The sequence below is a fragment of the Leptospira venezuelensis genome (assembly GCF_002150035.1).
In the GTDB taxonomy this organism is placed as follows: domain Bacteria; phylum Spirochaetota; class Leptospiria; order Leptospirales; family Leptospiraceae; genus Leptospira_B; species Leptospira_B venezuelensis.
Genome location: NZ_NETS01000011.1, coordinates 639,018 through 652,632, shown reverse-complemented (window position 1 = coordinate 652,632; position 13,615 = coordinate 639,018). Strand labels below are relative to the sequence as shown.

The following is a 13,615-nucleotide window of genomic DNA, read 5'->3' as shown; positions in this document are numbered from 1 at the left end:
CCGTTATAATATATATGTAGGGTTTCCGAATTTTGCAAATTCGCCGACCCGAGTTCAGATCAATTAGGGGTTACTAAAAAAGAGAAAAACAAGCTTAACACTTAGGGTCGGCCAGGTAGGGGTTTAAGGCTGGCTGGCCCTTTTTTCAGCACTTGGTTGGTAGATTTAATGATTTCCGAGTTTGGTGACTTCGTCAAGCGATTTCCCAGGACTTTGGGGATTGCTGATAGGTTTTGTATAACTTTCTATTATTATACAAAACTTGGAACGTTTTTATCTACCTAACTACTACTCTAATTACTTTTACCTACTAGTAGTTACAGTATTAGTAAATACTTAACTTATTGGAGATTCGAATGAATGATTCTTCAAAACTGTTTATTGAATAAGGAGAATTTAATGACAGATATTCATAATGAAATGAATGAGAAAAGAGATTTTATTGGAATAGAGTGGATTACTCTTAGAGCATACATTGATGAAGTAGATTTTTCTGAAAAGTATAAGGATCAGTTGGAAATAGATCCTGTTAAAATCTATCTTCGTAAAGATGAAGAGTATCTTCATATTAGATTCAATATGAATGCCATTAGTATTCCGTATGTGTTACCAGGTGTTGAATTTGATGGAGAAGATTACTTCGATGAAATGATGACGGATGCATTGGGAGACCTAGGCGTATATTTGCTTGAAGGTATCTATTCCTTAGATGTTATGAATGTTACATTGGTTAAAAAAACCTATTTGAAATATAATTATCAAGACTATCGTCATTTACTTAATGTCTTGAATGCTCCTGGGTTTTTGAAGAGTTATTTAGAAGAAAATAACACTATTAGATTTGAGAATGATGAATGTCGCATTGAATTTTCCAGTAGTAATCTTGAGCGTGAGTTGGGTCCTGAGAATAATTCTCCTATTAACCATGATATTGAAACTGGCTATGAAGAAGATGCTCTACTGATTTGGATAGAGATAAAGGATCGGGAAATTCTAAATAATTTGTTTGGAGATATTTCTGTAGGATTTTTCGAATTTGATGAAAGTTCAATAAATGCAATATTTGAGTATTTCCTTGAAGAGTTCCTCCCTTCTATTGAAGAATATGACGTAGACTACTCCGTCAGTGTTTTCTTAGAAGCAAACTTAAACTTGATAAAAACATACTATTACCCGGCTTTCAATGAACATCTTGAAAGAGCTAAGAAGCTGGTCAATATTGTAGATGATGTGACTCCTTATGCAATGGAAGGGAAGTATGAAGGTAGTGTTATCTCAGCTTTTATTGAAATGATTGAAGGTTTCCAAGAGGTAATAAGGATTCCTAAGTCTTATGGCTTGGAAGATTACCAAAACAAGCAGAAGCTCGGAGACTGGATGTTAGATGACAGGCTTGAAAAACTTAAAGAGTTGAAAAACAAGCTGATTAATCCTGCAGAGGAGATAGGCCTGCTGAATTAAATCAAAGTTGGTTTTATGAAAATTAGGGAAAACTAATAGATCTATTTCTTAATCAAAGTTAAAACACTTGTAGAGGGGGATGACAGTTCCCCCTTCATCACTTTTTGAATAGTATTTTTAGTCTTTAAGGTTTCATCAACCGGATTTGCCAGTCTGTAATTAGGGCTTTACTTAAGCTTATTAAAGATCTCCTAACGGTTTTTGAATTCGAAAGGGAAAAAGGAGCGGTGAGAGATTTTAGCATCTCTAAGGGCCTTTAAAATCGTTTTAAGAAGGTTTTAAGCAGGACTTTGGAAACAACTCCCAATCTGAAAGCTGAACCTTTCATTTCGCTAATGATCCCAGAACAGTTTTTGGAAAACTTTCCACTAACTAATAAATCGGAACTTCGAAGTACGAAAAAGGGAAAACCTAATTTCGAATATTCCTTCGATCCGTTTTGAAAATTATTATTAGGAGGTTCCTATAATGGAACTTGTTGAAGAAATGGATCAGGGGATGATGGTAGATGGCTACTTGATTTGTCGCCCTGATGGTGTAAACATTGGGATAGAGAAGATTACTTTTTCTTTCCCTATAGAAGACGTTGAGAAACTTGATACTGATAACCTAACTGCTGAGAAAGGGGAAAGTCCTAAATATTCTGAAATTGAAGTTCAAGTCAAAAGCAGAAAAGTTTTCGTTACTTATCCATTGGCACAATTGTATAAAGGATTCACACTTCCTACAGACACTGAGCATGACGAGACATTTATCATGATGATGATGCGTTATAACCTTGGTGAGAAAAAGGGATGTCTGATTAAGAGCTTTGATAATATGGAAATTGAAAAGCTTCATCTAATACAAGCTATAAAAATTGAAGGAGAACCTCAGGAAATTTTCCAATTACAAAAATGGATATATGGAAAATACAATGGAGATTATCCAAAGTTTGAAGCATGCGTAGACTCCATTAGTGGAGGAAGAATTATTCAGAAATTGAAGATTTTTTCTCCTGCTGACAAATCCCATTGGAAAAGTCTTGCTGCTGATGAGTATCAATTTGAGTTCAGTGTTGTGTTAGAAAATGTTCAAAGTGTCAAGCAAAGCGTCGGTGAAAATAAATTAGAAGCACTGACTGAAGGATCTTTAAAGAAAGTTATGAGAGATAATGCAGTCTCTTTCTTTAGCAGCCTTGGCTACATTCATCCTTTATTGAGATTGCTTAAATGCACAGATGAGATCAAAGCAGACATTGGCTCTCTCTGGAATTGTGCAGTATCTATGAGCAATGCTGAATTTTTAGAGGAAGATGAGCCTGATGAAAATTCATTTAATTCTGTGGATAGATTTTCTCAAAATCTTAGAAATCTACATGAGTTTAGAAGTTTTGTTACCTACTTAACAAGAGGACTTGTGGACCAGGAGGGAGTTTCCATTTCCATTCTAAAATCAATAGAAAAGCTTGGTAAAAAACTTATTAGTCCAGAGTTCAAAATTGAGTTAAAAAACTAAAGTAAGTAAATGCAATTTTGTTAATAAGGAATTAGAGTGATTGTTGGCCGGGACCATTTAGGGGTAGGTCCCGGTCAATAGTCTTTGACCGACGGTGTTTCTTAGGCTTTGAGGGTGAATGAGTTTTCCAGAAAGAGTACGAGCGTTCCAAGAGTTTACAATCAATTGCAAACCTCTAGTTGTAAGGTTCTTCCTTTCTTTTTGGTTTTTTCTCGGACGGCTTACAAAGAAATAGTCAGATTCGATTCTGAACTTTTCGTGATACTCCCTTACAGCGTTTAGAGAAGCTTCGCTAATAGCTGAAGATTTCTTTTTTCCACATTTACCCATATAACTGATGTAAGATTGCTCAGAGAGGCCTTTAGACACGTTTGAGAGCTTTAAGGAGACGATTTCCATAGCCAATAGTCCTAACTCCTGCATTACAAGGAAGAGAGCCTTATTTCGATAGTCTTCTTCTGTTTCAGGTTCAGAGAAATCAAGATACAGTTTCGTAAGTGTTTTTTCTGAAAGTCGATTTTCGGTAAGTGAGAAGTTTTGATCCTTTGGTTCGGACTTAGGATAAAGTGAGGATAGGTAGATTACATTTGATTCAATAGACATGATAGATTCCTTAGGACTTGATTGAAACGGTTTCGGGTTTGGAGTCGTCTTCGTCGAGAGTTCGGATGTAAGTAACTGGCTGGCCGAAATCATCCGTTGAAGATATAGCGACAAAGACTTGGAAAGGTATTTGAAAGAGATGGACCGGTGAAAACCGAACTAAGAAGAGCTTAATCTTCGGAGTTAAGGTCGTGATAATACCGTCCTTACTTCCGTGAATTATATCCTGAAGAATTGTTTCGGGATCTTTCGGAGGTCTACTCTTCTCGTTGGCTTTTTTGATCTCGTCTTTAACTTTTTTAGAAATTATGAGTCTCCCTTCTGTTGCTTTAGGAGGGTTCTCAATATGTGTTATATGTTTGAATTCCATAGATTTTTTTACCTAAGGAATTAGTAGGAGATTGTATTAATTCAGAATAAATGAATGCGGATTAAGAAGGTTACTCATTAGCCTATTAATTCTAACTCTGTTAGAAACTTTTCGGAACTGTTTCCACTAATTAAACAAATTAGGAGGAAATCAGAAATGGCTAATTTAACTTGTCCGTATTGTCTCGCAGAGTTCGATCTCTGCCATGATAACAAAGGAGGTCGTCAGCCACAGAAAGTGGAAGTTCCTTGTAAAAAATGTGGAACTACAGTCTATCAAAGAGATGAGCTAACCACCACCAAATACTATCTGATAGATAAAACTAGTGAAATGGAGCTTCCCTTTGGCACTCGTAAGACAGATGCTAAAGGAAAGAAGATTAAACTCGGTCCTTTTTGCAATTGCAAGATTAGAATGGAAGCCTTGGGCGGGAAGTATGGTAAGTTCTGGACTTGCGTCGGAGTTCCAGGATGCGGAATGAAGAAGAAGGTAAGGAAGAAGAAAGAAACTTAAGTTGTTCGAATAGCTGCAGAAGTGTTCCGTAAACGCGACCGGGGAGAGCTTACATTGTGTGATGAATGCATTCTCTCCGACTAATTTGATCGTGAATCAAAGATTAAAATGACCACGGTTTTTAAAAATGGCTATATCTCAAAATCAAAATGGGAAAAAAGTTTCAATTCTCAGAAAAAAAGTTCTAATTACAAATTTCCAATAATCAAAAAGCATAATGCGATAATTCACATCACTCATTTATAATTTACTAATCAAGTCCGACTTTTGAAAAAAAAATCTGAAAAGTTAAACTTTTTTCCCATTTTGATTTTGAGAAAGAGAAACCTGCCCATACAATATAATTATGAAATCAAAATGATTTCTAAGATTTTTTCGAAATGATTTCGAAGGAATTTGAAACTAACAATAAGGAGAAATGGCGGAACTAGTCAGTTCTGCTAAAGTAAAATTAGAATGAGAACGAGAAGAAAGCTAAGTAGCTATCATAAACGTAGAAGTTTACTGGAGATCGAAACGGAAAAACTTTCCCTTGAACTTAATAATAAGGAAATTTACCCGAGGGAATTTGCTGAACGGTTTCCAATAGTGATTGATAGGTTACCTAAAGAGGAGATTATATCCAATGCGGTTTCTAAATATAAAAGAGTTTATGGTGAAATAGAATTCAACAAAATTCAGAATGATTCTGATTCAATAGTAAATATCGTTCGCAAATTTATTTTGAGTGAAATGTCAAATTTTTATAATGGATATAAACGCATTTCAAAGAATGAGAAAGCTTTAGATATTCTACGTGATAGAGCTGCAGATGATTTGATGAGATTGTACCCTTGGTTAGCTGAAGGATATAAATTGAATTAATTGAAATTACCAATGACTATAATCCATGTGGCTGTCCGGAACCCTTAATATGGACTTATTTAGTCACCAAAATTAGTGTCTGAAAAGTATCAGTTTTACCAAGTAATCAAAGGTTTCATGATTCTTGGTATCGAAACCAACTGATTGCATTCATTCGATTGGAATTTCCAGTCTATCTAAAACGCAGGGTGGAGTAGAAGTTGGTTAGATATTATAATAAAAATACTAGTTGTCTACTCCTCCTGTAGAGTAATTAATACATCAATCCTTCTATCCGCTTACGTTTGTCTGAGTAGTTTTTAGACGTCTTCTGGTATTTCCCCAGCATACGGCTCACAATGATTCGTGTAGATGTCAGTCATATTGAGAATATTGAAAACATCATGCTTTTGTGTCCCAATCTTTTCTAATTCTATTCTTTCCATTTGTATTCCATCAATGTGGATCCAGGAGTTGTACTTATCTTGAATCTTGGCGAAGACTAAGTATTCATAGTCTCCAAATTTCTTTATTGCAACTAAGGGATTGGTAGATTCAACAAGTCTCTTTTTAAATATCCAGGTTTCGTCTGAGGCTTTAGTGTTTCCATAGATCATTTCATGGAAGGCAATTAAGGAGCGGAGAATCTCATTGAAGATCTTTAAGCCTTCTTCATTTATTTGGAGCCATTGGTGTTTTTGATTTCTTATTTCAGTCACCGAAATAATATTCGAAAACAGTAAAATACCGAAAGGAAAAAACTTAAATTATAATAAAAAAGAAGTTAGTCTTCGTTTATGCTGAGAATCAGTAAGTATTGATCCTCCGAATCTTTCGGTAATGAAATTTTCCTAAACGCTCTGTATCTATTTAGAGAGGGTAATAGGCCTTTGAAATAAACTAAGAATATTTCTATCTTCTCTTCTACTTCGTCGATTACTCGGCCTGTGCTACCAGCCATTAGGTTATAAACTATTCGAGTAGGAGATTTTTTGTCTCGTGATTTGCTATATACCGTATTTAACTCGGACCAAACAGTTTTGGAAACGTATACCTGACAATTATAGAATTCTTCGACTCGATATCTATAAGGAGGAATCATGAGGCTTACAATTTCTCCAGATTCGATCAATTCTTGAACGGAGTTGGTTTCTATCTTTTCAAGTAAGGTCATTCTTTCTTTATTCCCAGGTAAGAAACTTAGAAGCATCAAAGTAGGGTTTTGTGTAATACTTAGAAGTGGTAACTGGTGTCGAATGACCTAAAACCTTTTGAGCAGCGATTGATCCGGCGGTTTCAAGAAGCTTGGCCCCTAATGTATGGCGAAGCGAATGGGGATGTACGAGCCGACCACTACAAGTAGTTACTCCCCAAGAATTGACAATCAGCTGAAGCCCTCGTGTGCTTAGGTTAGAGCGGGCAGATTGGTTCCTCCCGGAAAGAGAAAGAATAAAATAGTCATGCTTCTCCTTAAACCAAGAATGATATTCTTTAAGAAAAAGTAATGTTTCCTCTGCTATAACTGAAAAGCCTCTTCGTCCACCTTTCTTAATATAAGTGATTAGCATTTCACTGGAAGGAGATTGAAACAATTGGGAGAAGCGAAGAGAAACAATTTCTTTAGCTCTAAGCCCTGTTTTGCTCATTAGGGAGAATAGGGCGCGGTTACGAAAATCTCTTTCAGTTACAGGAGTTGAAAACTTCCGAGTCAATTCAACCATTGTCTGATCCGTCAGTCCCTTTCCGAGCATTATACCGGTTTCTGGTTCCGAGTCACGTGGTCCTTTGCTTCTACGATTTTGATATTCTTCAATTCTTATAACGTTAGATCTGATTGACATTATTTTTTAACCAATCCAAAACGGACTAATCTGACAAAAGGTACCCAGGTATTTTAGAAAAGGAAAATTTTGGATAAGCTACAAAAAATGTCTAATAGTAACGAGCTCTTAAGTATGCGACAATACGTTGCTGATATTACGAAGCAAGGAGTCTTTGAAATAAATAAATTTACAATGCCTTTGTTTTACATGAATGACAAGGGTTATGTAGACTTGGCATCAACATCATTATTGTTTTCACATAATGATCGGTATTTCGTAATCACAACGGCTCATACTTTAGAATGGTATAATGAAAATCTTTTCTTTTATTATAAAGATGATGTGAATCTACCTCTTGACGGCAATTGGCGAATTTTTAAAACCGCTGGATCAAAAGATATTGGAGAGTCACGAATCGATCTTGGAATAATTGAGATTGATTCAGAAGTCTTAAAGAAAATTTATGAAATCTATGAATTTATGAAGATTGATAATATTGACTTTAATCCGGCTATTGAAAAGCCTCAAACCTATTTTCTTTATGGGTATCCGAATTCGAATACTAAAATCGATAAGAGAACTCGAGAAATTAAAAGTAAACCTTTTATTTTTACGAACCCTGAGCATAAAGATAAGAGCTTATATGATAAGTTAGGAATCCATAGGAATTCGCACTTGTTAGTCGAATATGATAGAGAGCAGGTTATTGACCCAGCCATTGGAATTGTTACTGGGAAATTTCCAAGAGGATGTTCAGGTTGTGGTCTTTGGTTAATTCCAAAAGTTTTTTATAAAATTAAGGAACCAGTTGTCCCTAGATTATCCGGAGTCCTTATAGAGTATTATGAAAATAGTTTGAATGCTCTTGTAACTCTACGCGCAAATCTTGTATTGGAAGTGTTTAAGGTGAAATTAGGAATGGAGTTCGATTTCGAAATTAATAGTTTAATACGATTAATTTAGCTTCTGGAAAACAGAAGAAGAGGAATCTTCGGGCATAGAAAGTAAAGTAATTGTTTGGCTAATATTTGAATACCTGTTATCTGATGATAGTCGTGCGGAGACGTAAAGTTTGAGTCCTATTAATTATATAAATCTAAATAGAGAGTTCTGTTTAATTGAGAAAGATGAAAGCTTCGGTAGTTATTATGAAGATTATCATATAGGATTTAATTCGGTTATATTATCTTGGGAAAATTTGCTTAGTAATAAACTTGTCGTTATATTGTCAGAAGCTGGAACTGGAAAGACAGTAGAATTGATTAATAAAGCTCAAGAATTAAAAGAGCAAGGTAAATATTCATTTTGCATTAAGATCGAAAGCATACCGTCGAATTTTGATTATTCGTTTGTGGTTGGTTCTATTCGAGAATTTCAAGAATGGAAAAATTCTGAAACTCAAGGCTGGATTTTTCTAGATTCAGTTGACGAAGCAAAGTTGATTAGCAGAACCAATTTCGATATCGCTTTGAGAAAATTTTATCAAATATTAGGTTCAAAAATAAACCAGTCAAATATTTATATTACTAGTCGAGTAAGTGAATGGAGAACCAAAGAGGATTTTAGGAAAGTTTATTCCAGTCATATCAATGCACTAAGCCAATTTAAGACCGGACTAGATGAAAGTATTCCATTAGAATTGTTGATTGTGAATCTAATGGATCTGGACGATCGAATGATTCGAGAATTTTTACAATTTATTGGTGTGAATAAAATTGATCAATTTTTACACGAAGTAGATCTAAAAGGAGCAAATTTATTTTTAAAGAGACCAATTGACCTTGAAGAGCTTGCTCAATATTGGATGAAAAATCATAAGATCGGAGGGTATGTTGCTTTACTAGAAAATAATATTGAACTTCGCTTAGGAGAATCAAATGAAACCTATCATGATAATTTATCATTAAATGAGCTTAAGGAAGGTGTTCAAAAATTGGCGGGTGGGGTTACCTTGACAGGAATTCCGAAAATTAAATTGCCAGAGTGTGAAAGTTCAATTTCAGGCTTAAATATACAAAAGCTTTTTCCAGATTGGGAAAAAGATAAATTAAACCGATTATTAGCTCGTCCGATATTTAGTCCTGCCATCTACGGGACAGTTGCCTTTTATCACAGAATACCTCGAGAATATTTGGCAGCCAAATGGTTCCTTAGATTATATGAAGCAAGAAGTTCAAAATATAAAATTGAAGAAATACTTTTTAAGAAAAAATACTCTGAAGAATTTATTGCACCGGGATTAAAAGCGATCTGTGCTTGGATTGCACAAGAAAAACCGGAGATTTTCGACAAAGTTTTGCAAATTGCCCCAGAAGTGCTCTTAACTGAAGGGAGTCCTTCCGAATATAATCCAAATACTAAAATATTAATTTTAAGAGAATTCTGTCGGAAGTATAGTAATAAACCTTTTGGTCGGTTTGGATTTGATATTTTTTCAATTCGTCGCTTCGCGACAAATTCTAATATAGGCAACGAAGTAAAAGAGCTTCTGGTTGATTATTTAGAAAATAAAGAAATTCGGGAATTCTTACTTCGTTTGATATGGCAAGGTGAATATACGGAATGTGCCGAAATAGCTTTAGAAATAGTTAATAATGATAATTTTGATGAATATTCAAGAATTGTTTGTATACGATACATTTCTACATTACCAGATATTGCTTTCCAAGAAAATGTATTGGGAAGTCTTTTAAAAAAGGATAAATATAAAATATCTTTAATTTTAGAGTGTATTGATTGTTTTTCGTCCGCCTCTCTAAAAGTTGAATTAATGCTTGAATTTCTTTCGAATGTTAGATCATTAACGTTTAAAGAAAATGCTCGTTTTCGAGATGTATTTGTTAAATATTTTACTAAGTTAAATCAAATAGGCTTAATTAATTTGGTCAGTGGTATTAATTCCATTGTATATAAAGAATCTGTAAATATCGCCATTGAAGTCCAAAATTCTTCAGAATTTAGCTGGTTTCGAGAGCCGACAAGATTACTATGCGCTTATATTATTAAGAAAAGAAATTTAAACGATAATAACAAGGAATTAATCAAATTAATTTTATTTTGTTCTTTATGGACGGATGATCACTCGGGTTTTGAAAACAGAGGGGAGCTTAAAGAACTCATTCTCTTAAATGAACGATTGGCATTGGATTTAATTTGGCAAGATTGTGATCTATTTTTTGTGAAGAATGAACGGGAAGGGAAAAAAGATTTTCCTGAACCTACCATATCCAACATTTATTTCATTCACCATTCGTTATGGGAAATTGGGAAAATATCGTTTGATTTAGCTATTAGATCATTTCAAGAGCAGGTGGATATTAAGAAAAGGAAGCTAGCTTTAAGAATCTCTTATCTCTTGTACCTAAAGTATAAAAATAAAAAGAACAATCAAATTTTAAAAGATAATGTTAAGGACAATATAGAATTAAAGGAAGAATTAATTAAGATAGTAAAAGAGCAACGTAATTATAGAAGGTCAGAACGCGCTTGGGGAAAAAGATCGCAAATAAATATAAATTCAGAAAAAAGAAATCTTCAAAGACAGGCGGAAGTCAAAAAGAGTATCGAAATGATTTTTCAAAATTCGAAAGTTGGAGACCTCGATCTGCAAGCAATAGAAATTGCATTAGGTAAGCTCCAATATGAGGTCGACCCCAAATTTGATTTTCAATCGGAGAATGTTGAAATTCTTAAGGAAAATTTTGGAGATGAATTTGTAGAAAATTATGCAAGAATTTCAATGCAGCTCTGGAGATTATTAAAGCCTTCCTTCAGATCTGAAAGAATAAAATCGGATAATCATTATTTAAGGAAATATGCTTTAATTGGAATAGGATTTGAAGTTTTTCATTCTAACGTTTTTTTCAAAAACTTGAATGTTGCGGAAGTTGAACTACTCTGTCGATATGCGTTTTTAGAATACCATTTCCCGAACTGGTTTGAGAGCCTTTATTTAAATTATTCAAAGGAGGTTGAAGTATTACTTCTTAGGGAAATCGAGTATGAAATGAAGCTTCCTGCGGAAGAGCAAGATTCAATTTTTGATTTCTTGCTGCATGCTATTTCCAGTTCCTTTGATGAATTGAAACAATCCATAAAGAACAAAATTCTTAAATTATTATACGAAATCCCGATTGAGAATATTAGACTTTTGACTGATGCTACGCGATGTCTAATTAAGCTGAGCGACTATGATCGAACAATATTAATTAACATAGCGGAAAGGAGATTGGTTACTGATCGTCTTGACTTAAGAATATTTTGGTTTTGTTTACTAGTAACAGTTGATCCGGAAAGCGGAATTAATAGGTTCGAGAATTATGTGAGGTCCCAAGTTGTTGTAAATCAGAAGGAAATAGTAGGGAATTTTATCCGTTCTCTTTGTAATCGAACCCGAGCTACTTTCGATATTGGAAGGTTGAGTTCTGAAAATGTTTATTCATTATACAAGCTTTCGTATGAGTTTATTAAATATGAGGAGGATAATATTCGACTAGAAGGAGTTCCGCACCAAGTTGATATTCGCGATGAAGAGCAAATGAGTAGAGGGTTTATTTTATCTTATCTATGTGACATTCCAGGTGAAGAAACATATAACAAGCTAATAGAGTTATCCGAAATTCATCCTGTGATTGAATTGAGACCAAATTTCCTTAGAATGGCGCGAGAGAGAGCGGAAAATGATTCTGAGAGATACTTTCAGAAGCTTGATGACATTCTGGAATTTGAAAAAGGAAATGTTCGGAAGCCTGAAAGTTTAGGTGATTTGCATGAGCTATCAATGGATCATGTTTTTGAGATAAAGAGTGCTTTGGAACTTGGAGAAAGTAGTGAAGCAAAATTACTTATCTCTGTACTTGAAGCAGATATTCGAAATCATTTGAAAAATAGGCTTGAAGACCTATCTCGCGGTAACTATAGAGTCGAACAAGAAATACAATTTTCAGACGGTAATAGGACGGATTTAAGATTAATTAATAATCGAATATCAGGGTCGATTACCTTGGAGTTGAAAGTTGTTGAAAATTTATCCTTTTTAAACTTAATCAAGGGCTTAAGGGATCAACTTATTGGGAAGTATCTTCTCGATAAAAATTCAAAGTATGGTATTTATATTTTGTTTAATAGATCCACAAGGAATTGGGATAGTCCATCTACTGGTGAAAAAATTGGATTTGTGCAAGTTGTTGATGAGCTAAACACCTTAGCTAAAGGATTTATTGAGGAAAGCAAAAAAAGCATCGAAGCTGTTCTTGTGATTGGCATAGATTTGACCTTAAAAGGGGGGCATAAAACTAAGAATTCAAATAAGAAAAAAGAAAAAATTTAATATGAATATTGTGCAATAAAGAAGATGAGATTGGCTGTGTCTCGGATGGTAGCCATTTAATTATAATATATTAATATTATTACTTCTGAAAACTTCCTCTTCTCGGAAGTTGAAAGTTAATATGCTGAAGCGCAACGAAAGTAATTCCAACGTCATGCGAAGTTTAAATAATAGCATTATTAACTAAAGAATCCTTTAAAGATTCCGATGTTTTGAATTCGAAAGGCCATTGCTGCGTAACTCACGTCGAATTCGTCAGCGAGGTACTCTATTAAATCTTGATCATTATCAATTAGGTCTCCACCATGTAGAGAGGCAAAGTGATTAATTTCTTTAATCACCCATTCCTTCGGCATTAATAGCGAAGCTGCAAATCGATTCGCCTCTATTTCTTCATAATTCAGCGCTTCTGAAGAAGATGGACTTCTGAAGAAAGATTTACGATCGATGTGAGTTGCTTTCGGTTGATGAATTAAGAAATGCCCTAATTCATGCGCCATTGTAAAACGCTGTCTATGTTCATGATGTTTTTCATGAACAAAAACTGTATATTCTTTCCCATTCACTTCAAGAATGCCTGAAACATCTCCAGGTAATTCCATTTCAACTAATTGGAGTCCAGCTTTCTTAATTAATTTTTTTATATTAACTGGATACTTGGTTATATTATTCTCTTCTAAAAATAATTCCGCGATTCGCTCAGGATTTTTTCTTCCGCGCACTAGTTTTTCCTTTTGAAATTGTTTTGAGAATTCTCTTCAATTCATCGTCTTTTATTCTTTTCAAAGACTGAGAATCTACATTGCTATTTTTAGAACGCTTAAAATCCTCCATAGAGGGTAGTAAATCAAATATACTACAATTTAATGCCTCTGCAATCAAATATAGCTTATGAACCGGCGTAGCTTGTTGCCCTCTTTCAATCTGGACGATTGAGGATTTAGATAGGGATACCATTTTTGCTATATTTTCTACAGAAATCTTCCGGTCCTTTCTATAATTTCGGACATTTCGACCAATAGATTGATTTAAACTTACAATCCATGAAGGTTCCATCGAGTTAAGAATGAGACATAATTCGGAATTTCAAGTAATTTTTTAGAATATCTATGAAAAAAAACTAGTGAAATATATCAGTTAGACTGATATATTTTGTCTAAAGTTCAGTAATTAAAT

13 protein-coding genes are annotated in these 13,615 nt (G+C 34.3%); 6 read left to right on the top strand and 7 right to left on the bottom strand.

Annotated elements, in window-relative coordinates:
- Positions 1-399 precede the first annotated feature (399 nt).
- Positions 400-1,461, top strand: a complete 1,062-nt coding sequence (locus B1C82_RS19170) for a hypothetical protein (RefSeq protein WP_008596728.1) — start codon at positions 400-402, stop codon at positions 1,459-1,461.
- Positions 1,462-1,929: 468 nt separating this feature from the next.
- Positions 1,930-2,958 (top strand): hypothetical protein, encoded by a 1,029-nt coding sequence (locus B1C82_RS19165; RefSeq protein ID WP_008590964.1) that lies wholly within the window; start codon positions 1,930-1,932, stop codon positions 2,956-2,958.
- Positions 2,959-3,015: 57 nt separating this feature from the next.
- Here B1C82_RS19165 and B1C82_RS19160 read toward each other — a convergent pair whose 3' ends face one another.
- Both B1C82_RS19160 and B1C82_RS19155 read right to left on the bottom strand, forming a co-directional pair.
- On the bottom strand, positions 3,016-3,561 hold the full coding sequence (locus B1C82_RS19160; protein WP_008589841.1) for a tyrosine-type recombinase/integrase: 546 nt from the start codon (positions 3,559-3,561) through the stop codon (positions 3,016-3,018).
- Between the two features lie 10 nt (positions 3,562-3,571).
- On the bottom strand, positions 3,572-3,931 hold the full coding sequence (locus tag B1C82_RS19155; protein WP_008590773.1) for a hypothetical protein: 360 nt from the start codon (positions 3,929-3,931) through the stop codon (positions 3,572-3,574).
- A gap of 156 nt (positions 3,932-4,087) precedes the next feature.
- On the opposite strand from B1C82_RS19155, the gene B1C82_RS20515 reads away from it, so the two are divergent.
- Both B1C82_RS20515 and B1C82_RS19150 read left to right on the top strand, forming a co-directional pair.
- Entirely contained in the window at positions 4,088-4,444 is a 357-nt protein-coding gene (locus tag B1C82_RS20515; RefSeq protein WP_010514629.1) for a hypothetical protein, read from the top strand.
- A 456-nt stretch (positions 4,445-4,900) separates the two neighbouring features.
- The gene (locus tag B1C82_RS19150) at positions 4,901-5,308 is read left to right on the top strand and encodes a hypothetical protein (RefSeq protein WP_008591550.1); all 408 of its coding nucleotides are present in this window, start codon (positions 4,901-4,903) and stop codon (positions 5,306-5,308) included.
- Positions 5,309-5,607: 299 nt separating this feature from the next.
- On the opposite strand, the gene B1C82_RS19145 is transcribed toward B1C82_RS19150, so the two are convergent.
- From B1C82_RS19145 to B1C82_RS19135, 3 genes are all read right to left on the bottom strand, one after another.
- Positions 5,608-6,006 (bottom strand): LIC_13246 family protein, encoded by a 399-nt coding sequence (locus B1C82_RS19145; RefSeq protein WP_010514627.1) that lies wholly within the window; start codon positions 6,004-6,006, stop codon positions 5,608-5,610.
- 65 nt (positions 6,007-6,071) lie between these two features.
- Positions 6,072-6,461 (bottom strand): hypothetical protein, encoded by a 390-nt coding sequence (locus B1C82_RS19140; RefSeq protein WP_008590197.1) that lies wholly within the window; start codon positions 6,459-6,461, stop codon positions 6,072-6,074.
- Positions 6,462-6,468: 7 nt separating this feature from the next.
- A complete protein-coding gene (locus B1C82_RS19135; protein WP_008591022.1) occupies positions 6,469-7,128 on the bottom strand; it encodes a tyrosine-type recombinase/integrase in 660 nt (219 codons plus the stop codon).
- Between the two features lie 87 nt (positions 7,129-7,215).
- Between B1C82_RS19135 and B1C82_RS19130 the strand changes: the two genes are divergently transcribed.
- A complete protein-coding gene (locus tag B1C82_RS19130; RefSeq protein WP_008589851.1) occupies positions 7,216-8,073 on the top strand; it encodes a hypothetical protein in 858 nt (285 codons plus the stop codon).
- A gap of 109 nt (positions 8,074-8,182) precedes the next feature.
- Positions 8,183-12,439 carry an NACHT domain-containing protein gene (locus tag B1C82_RS19125; RefSeq protein ID WP_086449148.1) on the top strand — a complete coding sequence of 1,419 codons (4,257 nt, stop codon included), beginning with the start codon at positions 8,183-8,185 and terminating at the stop codon, positions 12,437-12,439.
- A gap of 179 nt (positions 12,440-12,618) precedes the next feature.
- Here B1C82_RS19125 and B1C82_RS19120 read toward each other — a convergent pair whose 3' ends face one another.
- Together B1C82_RS19120 and B1C82_RS19115 are read right to left on the bottom strand one after the other, a co-directional pair.
- On the bottom strand, positions 12,619-13,161 hold the full coding sequence (locus tag B1C82_RS19120; protein ID WP_008591552.1) for an ImmA/IrrE family metallo-endopeptidase: 543 nt from the start codon (positions 13,159-13,161) through the stop codon (positions 12,619-12,621).
- The gene (locus B1C82_RS19115; protein ID WP_010514620.1) at positions 13,139-13,495 is read right to left on the bottom strand and encodes a helix-turn-helix domain-containing protein; all 357 of its coding nucleotides are present in this window, start codon (positions 13,493-13,495) and stop codon (positions 13,139-13,141) included. Before B1C82_RS19115 ends, B1C82_RS19120 begins: the two co-directional genes overlap by 23 nt.
- Positions 13,496-13,615 lie beyond the last annotated feature (120 nt).